This is a genomic window from Acinetobacter indicus CIP 110367 (assembly GCF_000488255.1).
GTDB classification, from domain to species: Bacteria; Pseudomonadota; Gammaproteobacteria; order Pseudomonadales; family Moraxellaceae; genus Acinetobacter; species Acinetobacter indicus.
This window is the reverse complement of sequence record NZ_KI530759.1, coordinates 1-20,327: the sequence shown is the minus strand read 5'-3', so window position 1 is coordinate 20,327 and position 20,327 is coordinate 1. Positions and strand designations below refer to the sequence as shown.

Genomic DNA, 20,327 nt, shown 5'->3' with positions numbered 1-20,327 from the left:
CATTGCTGTCCCACAATTTTTCACAAGAGGAAGCTCATTTGAGCTTCCTCTTGTTTTATGGGTATTTTATCGGGTGAAAATAAAGCTTTTAAAGTTCTTCTTTCAAACAAATTCACTTGAATTATTCTGAGTAAACGTTGAACTGTCCAACCTGTTTTTCCTAAATGTCGAGCGAAACTCACCAATAAATAGGCGATCATCGCAATCCAGATTTGTGTCTGAATTGCGTTCCTGCTGCGGCCTAGAAACGCTTTTAATTTGAGATTCTGCTTAATCGCCTTAAAGAACAGCTCAACTTTCCAACGATCTTTATAAATCGCCGCAATGGTGGAGGCGGCTAAATGAAAGTTATTGCTGAGAAAGCTAAAGTGCTTGCCACTTTGCTGATCTCTATATTCAATTCTTCTTAACACTGGGGCTTTTCTTTTTAGGGCATGTGCGCTATTCAGCTGAATGGTTTCATCTTTTAGAATACCTTTGGATTCAAGCACTGGATGTTGCTGGATCACCTGATACACAGATTTAGGCCTAAAACGTGTGACAAATCCAATGTTTTGAGCAGTCAGATTTGCATACCATTGGTAATCGACATAGCCTTTATCAAAAACTACAATGCTGCCAGCAGGAAACTGGAATTTGCGGCCTTGTACCATGTCATTTTCTTTGCCATTTTCAACTGCAACAAACTCAGGAATATCATTGCTGTGATTCAATCCTATACTGAGTTTCATGCTGGCTTTTGAGTCGTGAACTTTGGCCCATTCACATAAGGAAAGCGACAGGTCAATATGACTGGCATCCAAGGAATACAAGGGATTCTTAAAGCGAAATTTATGAGCTACTTTTGAGTGTTCATAGTATTTAAGCAACTTGTAAAATAGCTGTTGATACAAGGCAGCAGGCTGCTGCTCATTGATTCGTGCCAGCGTGCTTCGGGGAATAGACTTTGCTCCGAGATGACTTAGCTTTTCCTGTTGGCACTCCAAATTGGATTGAATATCTCTCAGACTTTGCCTACAAGAGAATTGAGACATCAATATGGCAATAAACTGATCCCACCGGGAAGCCGCTCTAAATTTCTGTCCAACATGGTGTACTTTAGCAAGTTGTTCAAAATCCTGTCGCACAACAGGTTTAATTAGCTCATGAAATACGGTATTCTGATGTGACAAAACCTGAATCCTGGTCGTTAAAGTGTTTGTTTGCACTCATATTTTAACTGTTAGGACTCAGGTTTTTTTATTTAAAGCAAACTATGGGACAGCAGTGCTCAATTGAGTCCTTTTTTATGGCTCAAGTTTTGAGGTGAAGACCTTGATATTTCGCCCAAGAGGCAAATGACCTTCAGCCCAGCCTTCCTCCGAGGAGGAAGGTGGAAAGACTTTAGTGTGCTTCATCCCAGTTCTGGCCTTTACCCACTTCGACCACCAGCGGAACAGACAGTTCAATCACCGACTGCATCACTTCGGCCAGTTTGGGTGCCAGTTCATCGGCGACATTGGCATCGACTTCAAACACCAGTTCATCGTGTACCTGCAGTAGCATTTTGGCCTGATCGCGTGGCAACATTTTGTCTACCTCCACCATGGCCATTTTAATAATATCTGCCGCAGAGCCTTGTAAGGGCGCATTAATTGCTGCACGTTCTGCTGCTTTACGCACCATCATGTTACGGGCATCAATATCCGGGGTATATAAACGGCGGCCGGTCAGGGTTTCAACAAAGCCTTGTTCCAGAGCCACCTGACGGGTGCGCTGCATATATTCATAAATGCCCGGATAACGCTGGAAGTATTGCTTGATATAGTTCTGCGATTCTTCCCGGGTAAAGCCCAATTGACGGATCAGACCAAATTCGGACATACCATATAACAGGCCGAAGTTAACCGCTTTGGCCTGGCGACGCTGATCCGGCGTGACATCTTCCAGGGCAATATTCAACACTTCTGCAGCGGTACGGCGGTGTACATCCTGACCATGATTGAAGGCATCAACCAGCGCGTCATCTTGCGAGAAATGCGCCATTAAACGCAGTTCAATTTGCGAATAGTCGGCAGCCAGTAACACGCGGCCTTCTGGTGCAATAAAGGCTTTACGAATTTGACGGCCAATATCCATACGCACTGGAATATTTTGCAGGTTCGGATCGGTCGAAGACAGACGGCCTGTTGCGGTCAGTGCCTGATGATAACTGGTATGCACGCGATGGCTGCTGCTATTAGCCTGCTTTTGTAAGCCATCGGTATAGGTACTTTTCAGTTTAGACAGACCGCGATATTCCACAATCAGGCTGGCAATCGGGTGCTCAATCTTTTCTAGAATGCTTTCACTGGTGCTGTATTGGCCGGTGGCGGTTTTCTTGCCACCTTTGATGCCCAGCTTTTCAAACAGGATTTCGCCAACCTGTTTGGGTGAGCTGACATTAAACGGCTGGCCGGCCAGTTCAATAATCTGCTGTTCCAGTTGCAGCATGGTGTTGGAGAATTCTACGCCCAGCTGATCCAGGAAATTCAGATCCAGCTTGATGCCGTTTTCTTCCATCTGGGTTAGCACGCGTGCTACCGGCATTTCAATATGATGCAGCAGATTGTTTAGTTCCGGATGACGCTGCAGCTTTTCATTCAACACTTCATACAGGCGATACGTCACATGTGCATCTTCGGCGGCATAATGCGCGGCTGTTTCAATCTCGATCTGGTTAAAGGTTTTCTGTTTGGCGCCTTTACCGGCAATCTGTTCATAGGTGGTGGTCAGGTGACTTAAATACAGACGTGCCACATCATCCATCCCATGACGGGTGGCGACAGAATTTAAGACATACGAGGCCAGCATGGTGTCAAAGTACCAGCCCTGTAAGTGAATACCGTGGTTTTCCAGCACATGTGCATCATATTTTAAATGATGGCCAATTTTTTCAACCGCTGGATTTTCCAGAATCGGTTTGATCTGCGCCAGCACCGCTTCACGGTTTAACTGTTCCGGTGCGCCGGCATAGTCATGCGCCAAAGGCACATAGAAGGCTTCCGTAGCATCAAAAGCCACCGAGAAGCCGACAATCTGGGCAATCCGATAATCTAGGCTGGTGGTTTCGGTATCAAAGGCAAAACGTGTGGCAGTGCTTAAACGCTGGAATAGCGCATCCCAGTCTTCAGGGTTTAACACGGTATGATAGGTGGCTTCACCTAGCTGGTCTTCACTGCTGCTGAGCTGGGCCTGATCTTCAGTAGCGACTTCTGCGGCCGCTGGGGTTTGAGTAATGGCCTGGCTGACCTGTTTATAGCTGTTGCTGTTCGGGTTGTTCGGATGATCGAGCGACTGTAGCTGGTTCCGGAACTCCAGTTCGGTATACAGACGGCGCAATTCTTCGGTATTCGGATCGCATAGTTTCAGATCTGCAAAGGTCAGGCCCATGTCCAGATCGCAGACAATACTGGCCAGCTGATGGTCAATGGCAATACCATCGACATTGTCTTTAATATTTTGGCCAACGCGACCTTTAATTTTGTCGACATTTTCTAGAATTCCGCCTAAAGAGCCGTATTCAGTCAGCAGTTTGGCGGCAGTTTTAGCACCCACGCCCGGAACACCCATAATCCCGTCCGAGGCATCGCCCATCAGGGTCAGATAATCAACAATCTGATTCGGCCAGACGCCAAATTTCTCAAAGACGCCCTGCACATCCATAGGTTTTTCTTTGAAGCTGTCTTCCAGCGTGACTTTGTCGGTCACCAGCTGCGCCATGTCTTTGTCACCGGTGGAAATTAACACCTGATGACCTTCGGCTTCGGCGCGTTTGGCCAGCGTGCCAATAATATCGTCGGCTTCAGCACCCGGCAGCATATAAAGAGGAATCCCCAGTGCGCGAATTAAGGCATGTAAATAAGGAATCTGCTGTGACAGTTCATCTGGCATACTTGGACGGTCACCTTTATAAATGGGTGACAGTTCGTGACGGAAGGTTGGTTCCGGAGTATCAAAAATCACCGCCATATGGGTGGGCTGGGTACGGCGCATCAGTTTCTGGATTGCGGAAATTGCCCCACGGATGGCGTTGGTATGTATACCGGTTGACGTGGTTAAAGGGGGTAAGGCGTGAAACGCACGAAATAAAAAATAAGACCCATCGACCAAGACAAATGGTGGCATTGAAAGTTTCCTAATCCAAAAAACCTGTTTATTGTACGTGATTTTACACACGCACGCTGAGTGATGATTGTATATGCAGGTTACCGAATATCTGATGAATATAAAATAAGCACTGTGCAAGTTGTTGTATGATCAGCACAATTAATAAAGGAATAAAACAAGATGCTGAGAGGGCAGAGCGAAATCCGCATGATCTGGTTGATGAGCCTGATGATTGTCGCCATCAGCGCGTGGTTTTTATCATTTCCACTGCTGACCTATGTCTGTGGTTTTGCACTGCTGATGAGTGTCATGCACTATGTCGATGCTATTCAGCAACCGGCCCAGGCGCTAGGCGAACAAAGATTAATTGCATTTCGTGCCACCTCCAAAGTGCCGCTGTATCTCTCCTCGATTATTGCCGTGGTCGGTGGGCTGCTGGATTGGGGCTGGATGATTGCCGCTGGCGCTGCGGCCTGGATTTTCTTTTTTCTGCGCTGGCTTCGGCGTCTGGAACAGTATTTGGGTCAGATTCAACAGGCCCAGCATTTTTTGCCGCAGCCGGCTTCTTCGGTACAGCCGGACATACCGCCTTTACCGTTTAGTGCAACAGCTGAAGCTACGCCAGTGCCTGCTCCCAATTTAGTCCAGCAAATCAAACACTGGATTTTTGACGGTAATCCGGTGCTGAAAACCGCGATTTCTATTTTGGTGATCGGCATTATTCTGCTACTGCGTTTTGCCACGGAACATTGGCAGTTGAGTCTGGCCACCAAACTGATCATGGTCGCACTGAGCAGTGCTGCCGTGACCGGACTGGGTTATCGCTTGCAGCAGCGCAATCGCAGTTTTGCCTTGGGGCTGGAAGGGCTCGGGCTGGCGGCCTTGTGTCTGACCTTATTCTTTGCTTATTACAATGCGGTGATTCCAAACTTGCTGATAGCCAGCGGCTGTTTTCTGCTGCTAATGGGCCTGACGTTATGGCTGAGTTTAAGACAGCAGTCGGTTGAACTGGCGTTAATGGCCATGGGGATGGCCTATCTGGCGCCGTTTACCTTACCGGTGCGTGATGCAACTGCACCGGAATTTATTGGCTATTATCTGGTGATTAATATTGCGGTGGCCGTGCTCAGCAGCCTGCGACCGTGGAAGTTTCTGAATCAGATTGCTTTTTTAATGACCGTGCTGGTCGGTGGCAGCTATGCCTTTGTGCATGGCAGCGATGCTGACCGCGACCTGATGACCGTGCTGATTCTGGCACATGCCGCTATCTTTATCTGGCTGGGTTTCCGTTTTAGCCAGTTATTGGCACAGCAGGATTTAGACAAGTTTAAGCTTAAACCGGCGCTGGATATTGGGCTGATTTTTGCTGCACCGTTGCTGGCCTATAGCAGTTTATATGTGCTGCATTTCCAGGACACAGCCTGGCAGGCGGGCCTCAGTCTGCTGTTTGCACTGCTGTTCGCCGTGTTGTACCGATTCTCCAGACACCATCAAACCGTACAGCTAATTGCGCACAGCTATTTAAGCCTGACCTTAATTTTTCTGGCCCTAATTCCGCCGATTTTATTGCCGGCTGAAAAAAGTGTCATGGGCTGGGCCATTGAAGGCCTGCTGATTTTCCTGTTGGGGCTGGTGCGGCAGTCCAAAATCAGTCTGTATCTGGCCATGGGCCTGCTGGTCGTGGCGGGGCTGTCGAGCCTGTATTATCTGGTGGAGCTGATTGTATTTCCACGCGCCATGTTCTGGGTGCTGTGCCTGAGCTATGTGGGCGTGGTATTGCTGTCCAATAGCCGGCTGCAATTTCAGCAACAACTTAGTAGCAGTATGATTGGCTTTCAATGTCTGCTGATGTTGCTGGCGACCACCATGTTGCTGGTGCTGCTCCAGGATGAATGGTCCGGCGAGCTGAGTGCAGTGCTGAGCTTGTTGACTCTAGGTCTGGCCTATTGGGCGGTGAATGAAATCCTGTTACGCCGACAGGCCGGGGTGGCCTGGCTATTCAGCAAATGGTCGGGCCTGGTTCCCTTGCTGCTGTTTGCGGCAGGAATCATCATGCTGCGGATGCAACAGGGCAGTATTGTCTGGGCATCTTTCAATGAGCGGCTGTTGTTTGCCGGAGCTGGCATCATCCTCAGTCTGCTCTGGTTAAGGCCGCTTTTGGGTGTACGAACCGAAAAAGAATGGGTCAGTGCCGGTACTTTACTCAGTCTGCTACTGACCAGTCTGACTTTATTACCGCAGCAACCGTATATCAGTATGGTGATTTTACCGCTGCTGTTTTGCGGCTGGTGTTACTGGCAGGCACAGCCCGACTGGCAGATGTTCTGGCAGGCCCGAAGCAGTTTGCTGTTGATGCTGGCCTGGATGATCTGTTCGCAGCTGTTAAGCCAGCAGGCGTTTCATGGCTATCTGCTGCCCATCTTAAATCCTTTTGATCTGGTCAGCATCGCCATGCTGGTCGGCTTTTTATGGATGCTGTCGTTACAGGTTAAGGCCGGGCTGGACCGCAGTATGGCCGCAGTGTTGATGGTGCTGAGTTTATTGTGGCTGAGTAGCTATATTGTGCTGCGTGGCTTGCATGTCTATGTGGGTACACCGCTGAATGAACTGGCGCTGTGGCGTAATGGCACGGTACAACTGAGTTTGACTTTACTTTGGGTCAGCCTAGCATTTGTTACCATGAGCTGGGCCAGTCGCAAACAGCTGCGTTCGGTCTGGGTCCTGGGCGGCAGTATTCTGGTGGTTGTCAGCTTAAAGCTGGTGCTGTTTGATCTGTCGCATATTGGCACTTTAACCCGGGTGATTTCCTTTTTAGCCGCCGGTGCGGTGATGCTGATCATTGCCTATATTGCGCCAATGCCCGATCCAGAACAGCCAGTGGAACGGTCACCCTCTGAATAGAAAAAAGCCTTCTCTTGGTGGAGAAGGCTAATATTAAAAAGTTTATTTTAAATCCGGTTCACGTTTCAGGGCTTTTTCATTGGCATATTGATCAATCTCTGCATTTTCCAGCGGTCGGGACAGCGGATGATCGACAAAGCCCATTTTCGGTACCGGAATTTCAATCTGGTTATCGACAAAGCCATTACGAATCCGTTCCTGCATTTCATCACGCACTCGCAGGAAATTTTCCTGCTGGCACCAGATCGCAAACAGCAGTTCAATTGAGGATTCACGGAAGGCAGTTACTGTCACCGCAGGTTTCGGATCGGCCAGCACCAATGGATATTTATTGGCCACATCCAGCAGCACTTCACGCACCTTGATAATATCTTCATGGAAATTAATGGCCAGAGTAATTGGAATCCGCCGGATCGGGAATTTGGACAGGTTGTGTACTGGCGCCCGAATCAGCTGTTCGTTCGGTAAACGCACATACACGTTGTCCTGGGTGAGCAGTTTTACCGAGAGCAGGTCAATCGAAATCACTTCACCTTCTACGGTATGACCACGAATGAGGGTAATCTGGATGGTGTCGCCCACTTCAAAGGAACCTTCACCAATCAGGAACAGACCGCTGATCAGGTTGGAAGCCGAAGTTTGTGACGCGAAACCCAACGCCACGGTTAAGATACCGGCTGCACCCAGGAAGACACTAAGTTTAAAGCCGGCTTCTTTCAGGCTGGCCATCACAAAAATCAGGAAAATAAAATAGAAAATCCCGCGACGCCAGACCAGACTCTGATGCGCATTAAAGCGTTTACCAATGGTGCGGATAAAGGCATTAGAGACAAAACGCGCCACCAGAAAGCCTAAGAAGCACAGCACCAGCGCCACCAGAATTTCAGTCAGGCGCTCGGTGTTGATATTGGTGAAAATCCCTTTCAGGCTATTGGTAATTTCTTTAGGGATATTGGAATCGGCCATGTCTACTCCCTAGAAGAACGAATCAAACATATTAAATAAGGCCCCTGCGGTTTCACGTGGCGGATGCACATAAATCACTTCACCGGCATGCGGTGGGGTGCGGTTTTCAATCCGTACCCGTGGCGGCCGGTCGGAACCTTCGTGCAAGACTTTAATCTGCGAGGTCCATAAACGTCCGGTACTTTCACTAAAAAATAGCGGTAGTGCCGGCACCGGTACATTCATCCGGTCAAAGCGCAATTGCTGGTTGCTGATATTATGAAACTCGATAGGCGTAATGGCACGAAAAGCGCGCGGGCGTAGCTGGTGTAGCTCGGTCCGGCCATCCACCGCGGTGGCATAACAGATTTCGCCATAACGGTGATTCGGTCCAAACCAGGTATCTTTGGGCAAAATCACCGGCAAATCAAAAATTGGCTCGCGCTGACCATCAACAAAACCGGCAATCCATAATGGGGTACTAATGTACAGTGTGCCGCGCTGGCCAGCTGGAATATAAATCGGATCGACCGGTTTAATCACCACTGAACGGTCTGCCAGACGTGGCATCAGCTGGAGTTTGTTGGTGGTCGATTTGAACATGTAGCGTTCAATTTTCACCGGCTGCGGAAAGGAAAAATTCGGGTCATTGATGCGATGCCATTGCTGTTCATAGTCATACTGCACCTGCGGACGATGATATTCCAGACGCCACTCCTGCATGCCGCGTGTTAAACGAAACAGCAGGGAGCCAAATTGCCAGGCTTTGGGCTGATGCAGTTCAAACTCGTGTTCGCCCCACCATTTTAAATCGGGCAATTCATCATGATTCAGTAATTCATTCGGATGCGGCAAGGGCGTCTTCCTTTCAATTTAAAACCCTAAAAACAGACTTCACGCTGTCATAAGCTTAGAGTACACTCAAATGAGATTTTTTCATCATTATTATAATCGCTGATGCAAGTACTTAAACAATTACAAATTCCCTATAGTTTTGCAAAACGCCATGGCGTGCTAATTCGCTATGAGGGGGATCATGCTTTTATCGTGCGCCGTGAAAATACGCCGCTGCTGGCCATTCAGGAAGCACGCCGTTTTCTCGGACATCCGGCCCAGTTCCAGTTATGTACCGATCAGGAATTTCATCAGCTGTTAAGCAGCAGTTTTGCCGGCGATACCGGGGAATCACAACAGGTTGCGGCAGGTCTGGAAGATCATCCGGATTTACTCAGTCTGGCCGACTCGGTACCTGAAGCCGAAGATTTAATGGATCAGGAAGATGATGCGCCCATTGTCCGGCTGATTAATGCACTGCTGTCCGAAGCCATTCGGGTCGGTGCGTCGGATATTCATATTGAATCGTTTGAAAAACGCTTATCGGTGCGTTTGCGGGTAGACGGACAATTACGTGAAATTGTACAGCCGCGCCGTGAGCTGGCGCCGCTACTGGTATCGCGGATTAAAGTCATGGCCAAACTGGATATTGCTGAAAAACGCATTCCGCAAGATGGCCGTATTTCGCTACGCCTGGCGGGCCGTGAAGTCGATGTGCGGGTATCGACCTTGCCATCTTCGCATGGTGAACGGGTGGTAATGCGTCTGCTGGATAAACAGGCCGGACGGCTGAACATGACCCATTTGGGCCTAATGCAAAATGATTATGACCGGCTAAAACAGCTGGTGCATCGTCCGCATGGCATTATCTTGGTGACTGGTCCAACCGGTTCGGGGAAAACCACCACCTTGTATGCAGCACTGTCGGACCTGAATGATGGCTCGAAAAATATTCTGACCGCTGAAGACCCGATTGAATATCAGCTGGAAGGGATTGGGCAAACCCAGGTCAACACCAAGGTCGATATGACTTTCGCCCGTGCTTTAAAAGCCATGCTGCGTCAGGACCCGGATGTGGTAATGGTCGGGGAAATCCGTGATCTGGAAACCGCAGAAATTGCGGTACAGGCTTCGCTGACTGGTCACCTGGTATTATCGACCTTGCACACCAATACTGCGATTGGCGCCGTAACCCGTTTAAAAGATATGGGCATTGAACCTTTCCTGCTGTCCAGTTCCCTGATTGGTGTGATTGCGCAGCGTCTGGTCCGAACCTTGTGCTCGCACTGCGCCACCTGGCATGATGCTGATGACTTTGAAAAAGAACTGTTTAAACCTGTCAGCAGTGCAGAGGTATTGCGCCTGCCGAAACCGAAAGGCTGTGAGCAGTGTGCGCATACCGGATTTACCGGTCGGACCGCCATTTATGAAATTGTGCCGGTAGATGATCACATGCGTCGCCTGATTCATGGCAATGCTGCAGAGTATGAACTGGAAAACTATGCGCGCCAGCAATCCGGTTCGATTCGTGAAGATGGTTTGCGTAAAGTACTGGCCGGTAAAACCACAGTCGAAGAAGTGTTACGTGTCACCAATGAAGCGGCAGACTAGCAGAGCTGTAGAGCCTGTTTAAAAAAATCGTCAGTCCCTACCACAGGCTGACGATTTTTTGCATTAAGAGGGCGCGTAAGGGTGCCGTCGGATTGCCGAGATTGCGCTGGCTTTCATGAGTATAAAATGCCTGCCAGGCCTGCACCATCTCCAGGGTTAAACCTTGAATTTGCATCTGATGCACATCGGCAGCTGTGATGGAATCTAAACGCGCTTGCGCACCTTCCGGGCCGCTGCCCCAGCCAATCAGTCCCTGTCCAAAGGCCGGAAGATTCATCTGATTCGGTGTGGCTGGAACCGGCAGACGTGCCATCTCCGGATTGACCTGAGAATAAACCACAGGACGCATTTTTTCAGAAATACTCAGCTCGGCCAAGGCCAGTGTCGAGCACAGCAGCCCCAGACTGGTGATCACGGTTTTAAACATCAGGATAATTTATTGTTGAAAATAAGAATCATTATTATATGCAAGTTGAAAGATTACGTCGATAACAATATCAGCGAGATCAAGGGAAAGACTTAATAATTGACTAACACGCGATGCTGCATTAAAGGCATTGACTCGCGTACCTGTTGCTGTTCTTTCAGGTCAAATTCGACTGTAATCAGTTGCGCGCCTTCGTCCTGCACCATGGCCAGTAATTGTCCACGGGAATTGGTCGCACCAGAATGACCCCAGGTTTGACGTTTTTCGCCGTGCCAGCCTTGCTGGGCAGCACCTAAAACCTGACACTGACTGTCCATGGCACGTGCTTGTAGCAGCAGCTGCCAGTGCATCTGGCCAGTGGTGTAGGTAAAAGCAGAAGGTGCTGTCAGAAGATTGGCGCCTTGTGCACGCAATTTTAGCGCCAGTTCCGGGAAACGTAGGTCATAGCAGACCATCAGGCCAATATTGCCAAACGGAGTTTTGGCCACCACCACATCTTGGCCTGGTTCAAAGAATTTGGATTCCTGATAACCCCCGACGGCATCACCCACCTGTACATCAAACAGGTGAATCTTGTCATAACGGGCTTCGGTTTTTTCAGGACTGATACACAGGCTGACGGTACGTACCCGGCCATCTTCAATGACCGAACCATCCGGGCGGAATGGGCACGGCAGGGTACCCGCCACCAGCCAGATTTGATGCTGATGGGCCAGTTGCTCCAGACGTTGTTGAATAGATTCAAACTGGGCCGCAGTTTCGCGCTGCTTGCCGGCAGCAAAACAGATAAAATTTTCAGGAAGAACCAGCAGTTCACTGCCGGCGGCTTTGCTCTGCTGAATCAGCTGCTCGACCGTGTTGAAATTGGCTTCAATATCATTTTGCGAGTTCATCTGTGCAACAGAAATGAAAGTCATGCGGGCATTCTCCCAAACTGAAAATTATACGTTTTGCTGATTAGACACCTGTTCCAAGTTGTCCTGTTCTTTTTGTAGCTGTTTGACCAGGGGTTCAAACATATTCTGGTTGCTGTCGTTGAGTTTCATCAGGGTTTTGTGGGCATCCAGTACGGTCGACAGCATATTGCTATGCGTCACATGCTCTTCAATCAGGGCACGGGTGCAGACACTCGGATCGCCACAGTAATTCAGAATCACAAACACCTGCCCCAAGCCCATGCTATTGGCCAGTGTGGTGATGTCCGGATTGGTCGACAGCATAACCGCCTGAATCTGATGTACCTGTTTGAGTTTTAGCCCGAGTTTTGCCAAAACACCCAAAACAGTACTGTCAATAAATGTGGTTTGAGTTAAATCGACAATGGCGCCGACCACATTGGTTTGCTGTTCAATTTTACTGAGTAGTTTGTCTAAACTGATACAAGATTGGGCACGCACTTCGCCGATCAGCTTGAAAATATGCGTTCCATCCAAACTTGCGTATTCAACATGACCTGTTGACATATAAATGCCATTTGCAGAGAAGGATAGATAAAATTATCCCATAGGGACACCACAGACTCAAGTGTCTGCTATGGACATAAGTCTAAGGATGGTTTTAAGTGGTTGATTAAGTGATTAATTCAGTCGGCACAAACTGAGGATGGCAATATCGTCGGCCACGTGTTCTGGCGCTTTAAAGGACTGATTCTGCAAGTGATAGACCAGTTGTTCAAACTGTTCATTTAGTCCACCAACATAGGGTTCCAGCGCACCATCTGAACAGATAATAAAGCGCGCCTGACGTGACAGCACGCATTCATATTCTTCTACTTCCAGGTCTTCGGTCAGGCCCAACGGGAAGCTGCTGGTGTTTAAGATTTTCGGTGGCTGATTTGGCTCAAAGATAATCGCAGGCGGATAATGTCCGGCACTGGACCAGCGCAGCTGATGGGTTTCCAGGTTTAAAATCCCGCTAATCATGGTGATATGCTTTTCAATATTTTCCTGTACCAGCATCCCGTTCAGTTTTTTCAGTAACTCGCGCGGGGTTTTGGAACGACCATGAAAAGCCGCCATCCACGAGGTTAATAAACTGCTGGTTACCCCATGGCCGGACACATCGGCCAGATAAAAAATCAGCTCTTTGTCACTAATTTTCCAGTAATCAAACCAGTCGCCGGATAAATAGGCCGAAGGCTGAAACAGGGTTTCAATTTCATAATTGACCAGTTCAATTGGGTTTGGCAGTAAACGTTTTTGTAACTCTGCAGCCGAGGGTAAATCACGGCTGTCCTGATTGCGTTTATATTGCGCATCAATTTTAAGCAGGGCCTGCTGCGGCTCTGCTGGCAGTTTGCTCCAGATCCAGCCGGCCAGAGCGCCTTGTTCCCAGGCTTGCGACAGGGCCAGACCTTCATCTTCAAAGCCCAAAACAATGGTCGGTAAATTCCAGCGATGGGTTAAATAATCCTGTACATCGGCAATGGCAATGATGGTCTGATCATATAGGTCGATGTCATCTATGCGAATCATTTGCACACTGGGCAGTGTGTCAATCACCTGATCTAGATAGGGAATATCACGTGTGGGCTGAATGAAATACATAAATGTAGAATATAATCCTATGCGCTTTAGGGGATAGATGTACTATAACAATCAATGAATTACTAGGGGAAGTTGAACTTCCCGCCAGAAAGAAGTATTACAAATTATTCAGTGAGCGGTGCAGGTGAATCAAAGTTTTCTTCATCTTCGATGTAGTCGTCTTCGACATCTTCAATAAATGAAATGCTCTCGGCCTCTAGGCCTTTTTTCTCGGCAATTTCAAAGTTTTTACGCTGCAGGTAAATATCACGGATGGCGGCATAGCGATCTCCTTGTAACACCTGTTCTACATCCAGAATCTGGGAGCGGGCATCAATGCCGCGTAAAGCCTGCTCGGTCCAGTACAGTCCATCATGATCTTCTAGAATGTATTTTTGTGGACGGGCCTGACTGTCAACCAGACGGCTAAAACCATCACGGAAGGTACTTGGGCCAATAATCGGCAAAACCAGATACGGGCCAGACGGCACCCCGAAATAGCCTAAAGTGGTGCCAAAATCTTCATCTTCGGTTTCCATTCCCAAACGACGGGCCGGATCAGCCAGACCTAAAGTGGTGATGGTATTTACAGTAAAACGGCCCAGCGTTTTTGCTGCTCTGAGCGGACGGCCCTGAATCAGCTGGTTTACTGCATTCCATGGTTCACCCAGGTTTTTACGGAAGTTACGATAAGAACCACGCACATCGCCAGGAACTTTTTCTGTATATTGCACAGCCAGCGGACGGGCGATATTGCGGTCTAACACATCATTTAAGGCATAGACCTGACGGTTTAAAGGTTGTAGTGGATCTTTAACACTTTCCGGTTGTGCGGCATTGGCATTCACTTTCAAATCTTGTGCTTTAATATTTTTCAGCTCTTTTAAGGATTCAAAGCGTGAAGGGGCTTTGCTGGTTGCTGCAGATGAGTCTGCTTCTGCTGTGGTGCGGGTAGAACTGTCTACTGCAGATTCATTGGCAAAAGCAGGGGAGGCCATCCCTAAAGTCAGCAGGCTAATCCATACATATTGTTGTTGACGCATAAAAGATCCTAGTGCTTTGAATACTGAAAGCAAAAAAGAGAAAGCAGAGTCATTCGACCCAGCGCACATTTTAAGAGAGTATTTAAACACTTTTGGCCGAAATTTATAGCTAAAAAAGGTAAAATGAATAAAAAATAATCGGATGATTAAATTTTTTTATCAAAGGGCTTGCAAGCGTAAATATTTCGCCTATAATGCACATCCATCGGCGGTGATGTTGATAAAAACTTGTTGATAAACAAGGATTTAGCTAAAATGGTTGAGTTCTGGTTTAGGTGGTAAGTTTAGAAATAAAATCAACATTGCCTGTTGACTTTCTAAAAATAGAGAGTAATATAGCCGACCTAGCTTGATGCTGACGAAGCATTGAGAAGATCATTAAGAGATTATGAAGAACAACTTGTGTGGATTTTTACTGGTTGATTAATCGAATATATTTTCATTGATTGATTGGTTTAAATTACTCGAAGTTTATTTGAGCGAAATTTAAGTCAGAAAATTGATGAGCCAAGTTTAAGAACTTTACTTATAAAGTTCGAAATGATTTTAACTGAAGAGTTTGATCATGGCTCAGATTGAACGCTGGCGGCAGGCTTAACACATGCAAGTCGAGCGGAGCGAGGGTGCTTGCACCTTAGCTTAGCGGCGGACGGGTGAGTAATGCTTAGGAATCTGCCTATTAGTGGGGGACAACATTCCGAAAGGGATGCTAATACCGCATACGCCCTACGGGGGAAAGCAGGGGATCTTCGGACCTTGCGCTAATAGATGAGCCTAAGTCGGATTAGCTAGTTGGTGGGGTAAAGGCCTACCAAGGCGACGATCTGTAGCGGGTCTGAGAGGATGATCCGCCACACTGGGACTGAGACACGGCCCAGACTCCTACGGGAGGCAGCAGTGGGGAATATTGGACAATGGGGGGAACCCTGATCCAGCCATGCCGCGTGTGTGAAGAAGGCCTTTTGGTTGTAAAGCACTTTAAGCGAGGAGGAGGCGCTCTAGGATAATACCCTAGAAGCGTGGACGTTACTCGCAGAATAAGCACCGGCTAACTCTGTGCCAGCAGCCGCGGTAATACAGAGGGTGCGAGCGTTAATCGGATTTACTGGGCGTAAAGCGCGCGTAGGTGGCTAATTAAGTCAAATGTGAAATCCCCGAGCTTAACTTGGGAATTGCATTCGATACTGGTTAGCTAGAGTATGGGAGAGGATGGTAGAATTCCAGGTGTAGCGGTGAAATGCGTAGAGATCTGGAGGAATACCGATGGCGAAGGCAGCCATCTGGCCTAATACTGACACTGAGGTGCGAAAGCATGGGGAGCAAACAGGATTAGATACCCTGGTAGTCCATGCCGTAAACGATGTCTACTAGCCGTTGGGGCCTTTGAGGCTTTAGTGGCGCAGCTAACGCGATAAGTAGACCGCCTGGGGAGTACGGTCGCAAGACTAAAACTCAAATGAATTGACGGGGGCCCGCACAAGCGGTGGAGCATGTGGTTTAATTCGATGCAACGCGAAGAACCTTACCTGGCCTTGACATACAGAGAACTTTCCAGAGATGGATTGGTGCCTTCGGGAACTCTGATACAGGTGCTGCATGGCTGTCGTCAGCTCGTGTCGTGAGATGTTGGGTTAAGTCCCGCAACGAGCGCAACCCTTTTCCTTACTTGCCAGCATTTCGGATGGGAACTTTAAGGATACTGCCAGTGACAAACTGGAGGAAGGCGGGGACGACGTCAAGTCATCATGGCCCTTACGGCCAGGGCTACACACGTGCTACAATGGTCGGTACAAAGGGTTGCTACACAGCGATGTGATGCTAATCTCAAAAAGCCGATCGTAGTCCGGATTGGAGTCTGCAACTCGACTCCATGAAGTCGGAATCGCTAGTAATCGCGGATCAGAATGCCGCGGTGAATACGTTCCCGGGCCTTGTACACACCGCCCGTCACACCATGGGAGTTTGTTGCACCAGAAGTAGGTAGTCTAACCTTAGGGAGGACGCTTACCACGGTGTGGCCGATGACTGGGGTGAAGTCGTAACAAGGTAGCCGTAGGGGAACCTGCGGCTGGATCACCTCCTTAACGAAAGATTGACGATTAGTAAGAATCCACAACAAGTTGTTCTTCATGACGATGTATCTGAGGGTCTGTAGCTCAGTTGGTTAGAGCACACGCTTGATAAGCGTGGGGTCACAAGTTCAAGTCTTGTCAGACCCACCACTAACGACAAGCAAGCAATTGCAGAGCGAATAGAAATCAGAACATTGACTTAAATGATAAGCTGGGGACTTAGCTTAGTTGGTAGAGCGCCTGCTTTGCACGCAGGAGGTCAGGAGTTCGACTCTCCTAGTCTCCACCATAGATTATAGAGCTTAGTAAGTTTATGCTTATTAATCTCTGTGATTTATCACAGTTGACTGCAGTCCGACGAGGATGCAGTGAATCATTAACAGATTGGCAAAATTGAGTCTGAAATAAATTGTTCACTCAATCAATATACGTTAACGCGTTGTTATGACGGGTTGATGAACGTAGATTGAATTGAGAACTAGCAAATTAACTGAATCAAGCGTTTTGGTATATGAATTTAGATTGAAGCTGTACGGTGCTTAAGTGCACGAGACTTCGAACTGTAGATTAAATAGATCATTGATTTATTTAATTGTCTTAATCCTACTTGTAGGGATTAACGACTGTTTGGGGTTGTATAGTCAAGTAATTAAGTGCATGTGGTGGATGCCTTGGCAGTCAGAGGCGAAGAAAGACGTGATAGCCTGCGAAAAGCTCCGGGGAGGCGGCAAATATCCTTTGATCCGGAGATGTCTGAATGGGGAAACCCACTTACCATAAGGTAGGTATTGCAACATGAATACATAGTGTTGCAAGGCGAACGAGGGGAAGTGAAACATCTCAGTACCCTTAGGAAAAGAAATCAATTGAGATTCCCTCAGTAGCGGCGAGCGAAAGGGGAACAGCCCATTAAGTTATGTGTGTTTTAGTGGAATGCTCTGGGAAGTGCAACCATAGTGGGTGATAGTCCTGTACACGAAAGGGCACACATAATGATGACGAGTAGGGCGAGGCACGTGAAACCTTGTCTGAATATGGGGGGACCATCCTCCAAGGCTAAATACTCCTGACTGACCGATAGTGAACCAGTACCGTGAGGGAAAGGCGAAAAGAACCCCTGTGAGGGGAGTGAAATAGATCCTGAAACCGCATGCATACAAGCAGTGGGAGCCGACTTGTTCGGTGACTGCGTACCTTTTGTATAATGGGTCAGCGACTTACATTCAGTAGCAAGGTTAACCGCATAGGGGAGCCGTAGGGAAACCGAGTCTTAATAGGGCGTATAGTTGCTGGGTGTAGACCCGAAACCAGGCGATCTATCCATGAGCAGGTTGAAGGTTGGGTAACACTAACTGGAGGACCGAACCCACTGTCGTTGAAAAGCCAGGGGATGACTTGTGGATAGGGGTGAAAGGCTAATCAAGCCTGGTGATAGCTGGTTCTCCCCGAAAGCTATTTAGGTAGCGCCTCGGACGAATACCATTGGGGGTAGAGCACTGTTTCGGCTAGGGGGTCATCCCGACTTACCAAACCGATGCAAACTCCGAATACCGATGAGTACTATCCGGGAGACAGACTGCGGGTGCTAACGTCCGTAGTCAAGAGGAAAACAATCCAGACCGCCAGCTAAGGCCCCAAAATCATAGTTAAGTGGGAAACGATGTGGGAAGGCATAGACAGCTAGGAGGTTGGCTTAGAAGCAGCCACCCTTTAAAGAAAGCGTAATAGCTCACTAGTCGAGTCGGCCTGCGCGGAAGATGTAACGGGGCTAAAACTATGTGCCGAAGCTGCGGATGTATACATTGTATACGTGGTAGGGGAGCGTTCTGTAAGCCGATGAAGGTGGATTGAGAAGTCTGCTGGAGGTATCAGAAGTGCGAATGCTGACGTGAGTAACGACAAAACGGGTGAAAAACCCGTTCGCTGAAAGACCAAGGGTTCCAGTCCAACGTTAATCGGGGCTGGGTGAGTCGACCCCTAAGGCGAGGCCGAGAGGCGTAGTCGATGGGAAATTGGTTAATATTCCAATACTTCAGTGTAATGCGATGAGAGGACGGAGAAGGTTAAGTCAGCCTGGCGTTGGTTGTCCAGGTGGAAGGCTGTAGGCATGCATCTTAGGCAAATCCGGGGTGCTCTATGCTGAGAGCTGATAGCAAGCTAGTTTACTAGCGAAGTGGCTAATACCATGCTTCCAGGAAAAGTCTCTAAGCTTCAGTTACACTGGAATCGTACCCGAAACCGACACAGGTGGTCAGGTCGAGTAGACCAAAGCGCTTGAGAGAACTCTGCTGAAGGAACTAGGCAAAATGGTACCGTAACTTCGGGAGAAGGTACGCTGTTGACGGTGATGGGACTTGCTCCCTGAGCGGTTGACAGCCGCAGAAACCAGGCCGCTGCAACTGTTTATTAAAAACATAGCACTCTGCAAACACGAAAGTGGACGTATAGGGTGTGATGCCTGCCCGGTGCTGGAAGGTTAATTGATGGGGTTAGCGTAAGCGAAGCTCTTGATCGAAGCCCCAGTAAACGGCGGCCGTAACTATAACGGTCCTAAGGTAGCGAAATTCCTTGTCGGGTAAGTTCCGACCTGCACGAATGGCATAATGATGGCGGCGCTGTCTCCAGCAGAGGCTCAGTGAAATCGAAATCGCTGTGAAGATGCAGTGTACCCGCGGCTAGACGGAAAGACCCCGTGAACCTTTACTGCAGCTTGACATTGAACTTTGACCTTACTTGTGTAGGATAGGTGGGAGGCTTTGAAGTTGGAACGCCAGTTCCAATGGAGCCGTCCTTGAAATACCACCCTGGTAATGTTGAGGTTCTAACTCTGTCCCGTGATCCGGGACGAGGACCATGTCTGGTGGGTAGTTTGACTGGGGCGGTCTCCTCCTAAAGAGTAACGGAGGAGTACGAAGGTGCGCTCAGCGTGGTCGGAAATCACGCGTAGAGTATAAAGGCAAAAGCGCGCTTAACTGCGAGACCCACAAGTCGAGCAGGTACGAAAGTAGGTCTTAGTGATCCGGTGGTTCTGTATGGAAGGGCCATCGCTCAACGGATAAAAGGTACTCTGGGGATAACAGGCTGATACCGCCCAAGAGTTCATATCGACGGCGGTGTTTGGCACCTCGATGTCGGCTCATCTCATCCTGGGGCTGAAGCAGGTCCCAAGGGTATGGCTGTTCGCCATTTAAAGAGGTACGCGAGCTGGGTTTAGAACGTCGTGAGACAGTTCGGTCCCTATCTACCGTGGGCGCTGGAAATTTGAGAGGATCTGCTCCTAGTACGAGAGGACCAGAGTGGACGAACCTCTGGTGTACCGGTTGTGACGCCAGTCGCATCGCCGGGTAGCTATGTTCGGAAGGGATAACCGCTGAAAGCATCTAAGCGGGAAGCCTACCTCAAGATAAGATTTCCCTAGGACTTCATGTCCTCTAAAGAGCCGTTCGAGACTAGGACGTTGATAGGTTGGGTGTGGAAGCATAGCGATATGTGAAGCTGACCAATACTAATTGCTCGTGAGGCTTGACTATACAACACCCAAACAGTTGTTGTATCAAGCTGAATTCTAAACTAATCCTTGATTTAGTTAATGCGACACAATAAAATTCAGACCCAATAGCCAATCCGTTAATAACTCATTTGGAACAAAGTAAGGCATTACATGCAAAAGCATCAAGCTTAAGCAAAGTAACTAAGACCCGAACAAGTCCATAACAGTTGTGCTGGCGACAATAGCAAGAGTGAACCACCTGATCCCTTCCCGAACTCAGAAGTGAAACCTCTTAGCGCTGATGGTAGTGTGGGGTTACCCATGTGAGAGTAAGTCATCGCCAGCTCATTA

11 protein-coding genes, 2 tRNA genes and 3 rRNA genes are annotated in these 20,327 nt (G+C 48.4%); 7 read left to right on the top strand and 9 right to left on the bottom strand.

The annotated features are described in order from the left end of the window. Positions 1-20: 20 nt before the first annotated feature. On the bottom strand, positions 21-1,172 hold the full coding sequence (locus tag P253_RS14485; RefSeq protein ID WP_005176703.1) for an IS4-like element ISAbe18 family transposase: 1,152 nt from the start codon (positions 1,170-1,172) through the stop codon (positions 21-23). Positions 1,173-1,383: 211 nt separating this feature from the next. Beyond that, on the bottom strand, positions 1,384-4,146 hold the full coding sequence (gene polA, locus P253_RS14480; RefSeq protein ID WP_016659512.1) for a DNA polymerase I: 2,763 nt from the start codon (positions 4,144-4,146) through the stop codon (positions 1,384-1,386). A gap of 162 nt (positions 4,147-4,308) precedes the next feature. Here polA and P253_RS14475 point away from each other — a divergent pair, with 162 nt between their 5' ends. Then, positions 4,309-7,029 (top strand): DUF2339 domain-containing protein, encoded by a 2,721-nt coding sequence (locus P253_RS14475; RefSeq protein WP_016659511.1) that lies wholly within the window; start codon positions 4,309-4,311, stop codon positions 7,027-7,029. A gap of 42 nt (positions 7,030-7,071) precedes the next feature. Here P253_RS14475 and P253_RS14470 read toward each other — a convergent pair whose 3' ends face one another. After that, positions 7,072-7,995, bottom strand: coding sequence for a mechanosensitive ion channel family protein (locus tag P253_RS14470; RefSeq protein ID WP_016659510.1), 924 nt, complete (start codon positions 7,993-7,995; stop codon positions 7,072-7,074). Positions 7,996-8,004: 9 nt separating this feature from the next. Further along, positions 8,005-8,808, bottom strand: coding sequence for a hypothetical protein (locus P253_RS14465; RefSeq protein ID WP_034598323.1), 804 nt, complete (start codon positions 8,806-8,808; stop codon positions 8,005-8,007). 123 nt (positions 8,809-8,931) lie between these two features. Here P253_RS14465 and gspE point away from each other — a divergent pair, with 123 nt between their 5' ends. Beyond that, a complete protein-coding gene (gene gspE, locus P253_RS14460) occupies positions 8,932-10,419 on the top strand; it encodes a type II secretion system ATPase GspE (protein ID WP_016659509.1) in 1,488 nt (495 codons plus the stop codon). A gap of 37 nt (positions 10,420-10,456) precedes the next feature. Here the strand turns inward: gspE and P253_RS14455 are convergent, their stop codons facing one another. From P253_RS14455 to P253_RS14435, 5 genes are all read right to left on the bottom strand, one after another. Further along, entirely contained in the window at positions 10,457-10,846 is a 390-nt protein-coding gene (locus tag P253_RS14455) for a DUF4951 domain-containing protein (RefSeq protein ID WP_016659508.1), read from the bottom strand. A 92-nt stretch (positions 10,847-10,938) separates the two neighbouring features. Beyond that, entirely contained in the window at positions 10,939-11,763 is an 825-nt protein-coding gene (locus P253_RS14450; RefSeq protein ID WP_016659507.1) for a carbon-nitrogen hydrolase family protein, read from the bottom strand. 24 nt (positions 11,764-11,787) lie between these two features. After that, positions 11,788-12,309, bottom strand: coding sequence for an anti-anti-sigma factor GigB (gene gigB / locus P253_RS14445; protein ID WP_005182525.1), 522 nt, complete (start codon positions 12,307-12,309; stop codon positions 11,788-11,790). Positions 12,310-12,423: 114 nt separating this feature from the next. After that, positions 12,424-13,392, bottom strand: a complete 969-nt coding sequence (gene gigA, locus P253_RS14440) for an RsbU family protein phosphatase GigA (RefSeq protein WP_016659506.1) — start codon at positions 13,390-13,392, stop codon at positions 12,424-12,426. A 104-nt stretch (positions 13,393-13,496) separates the two neighbouring features. Next, positions 13,497-14,414 (bottom strand): MlaA family lipoprotein, encoded by a 918-nt coding sequence (locus P253_RS14435; RefSeq protein WP_016659505.1) that lies wholly within the window; start codon positions 14,412-14,414, stop codon positions 13,497-13,499. A 547-nt stretch (positions 14,415-14,961) separates the two neighbouring features. On the opposite strand from P253_RS14435, the gene P253_RS14430 reads away from it, so the two are divergent. The 5 genes from P253_RS14430 to rrf all read left to right on the top strand — a co-directional run bounded on the left by P253_RS14430 (position 14,962) and on the right by rrf (position 20,322). Beyond that, positions 14,962-16,498, top strand: a 16S ribosomal RNA gene (locus P253_RS14430). 61 nt (positions 16,499-16,559) lie between these two features. Continuing rightward, positions 16,560-16,636: transfer RNA gene (locus tag P253_RS14425), tRNA-Ile, on the top strand. Positions 16,637-16,699: 63 nt separating this feature from the next. After that, positions 16,700-16,775, top strand: a tRNA-Ala gene (locus P253_RS14420). Positions 16,776-17,125: 350 nt separating this feature from the next. Then, positions 17,126-20,016 (top strand): 23S ribosomal RNA (locus P253_RS14415). 191 nt (positions 20,017-20,207) lie between these two features. Beyond that, positions 20,208-20,322: ribosomal RNA gene (gene rrf / locus P253_RS14410) — 5S ribosomal RNA — on the top strand. The 16S, 23S and 5S rRNA genes sit together here with 2 tRNA genes alongside, the layout of an rRNA operon. The last annotated feature ends 5 nt before the right edge of the window (positions 20,323-20,327 follow it).

What these genes read in the sequence shown, in the direction of transcription:
- polA (WP_016659512.1), bottom strand. Translation starts at nt 4,146, where the DNA reads ATGCCACCATTTGTCTTGGTCGATGGGTCTTATTTTTTATTTCGTGCG.
- P253_RS14475 (WP_016659511.1), top strand. Translation starts at nt 4,309, where the DNA reads ATGCTGAGAGGGCAGAGCGAAATCCGCATGATCTGGTTGATGAGCCTG.
- P253_RS14470 (WP_016659510.1), bottom strand. Translation starts at nt 7,995, where the DNA reads ATGGCCGATTCCAATATCCCTAAAGAAATTACCAATAGCCTGAAAGGG.
- gspE (WP_016659509.1), top strand. Translation starts at nt 8,932, where the DNA reads ATGCAAGTACTTAAACAATTACAAATTCCCTATAGTTTTGCAAAACGC.
- P253_RS14455 (WP_016659508.1), bottom strand. Translation starts at nt 10,846, where the DNA reads ATGTTTAAAACCGTGATCACCAGTCTGGGGCTGCTGTGCTCGACACTG.
- P253_RS14450 (WP_016659507.1), bottom strand. Translation starts at nt 11,763, where the DNA reads ATGACTTTCATTTCTGTTGCACAGATGAACTCGCAAAATGATATTGAA.
- gigB (WP_005182525.1), bottom strand. Translation starts at nt 12,309, where the DNA reads ATGTCAACAGGTCATGTTGAATACGCAAGTTTGGATGGAACGCATATT.
- gigA (WP_016659506.1), bottom strand. Translation starts at nt 13,392, where the DNA reads ATGTATTTCATTCAGCCCACACGTGATATTCCCTATCTAGATCAGGTG.
- P253_RS14435 (WP_016659505.1), bottom strand. Translation starts at nt 14,414, where the DNA reads ATGCGTCAACAACAATATGTATGGATTAGCCTGCTGACTTTAGGGATG.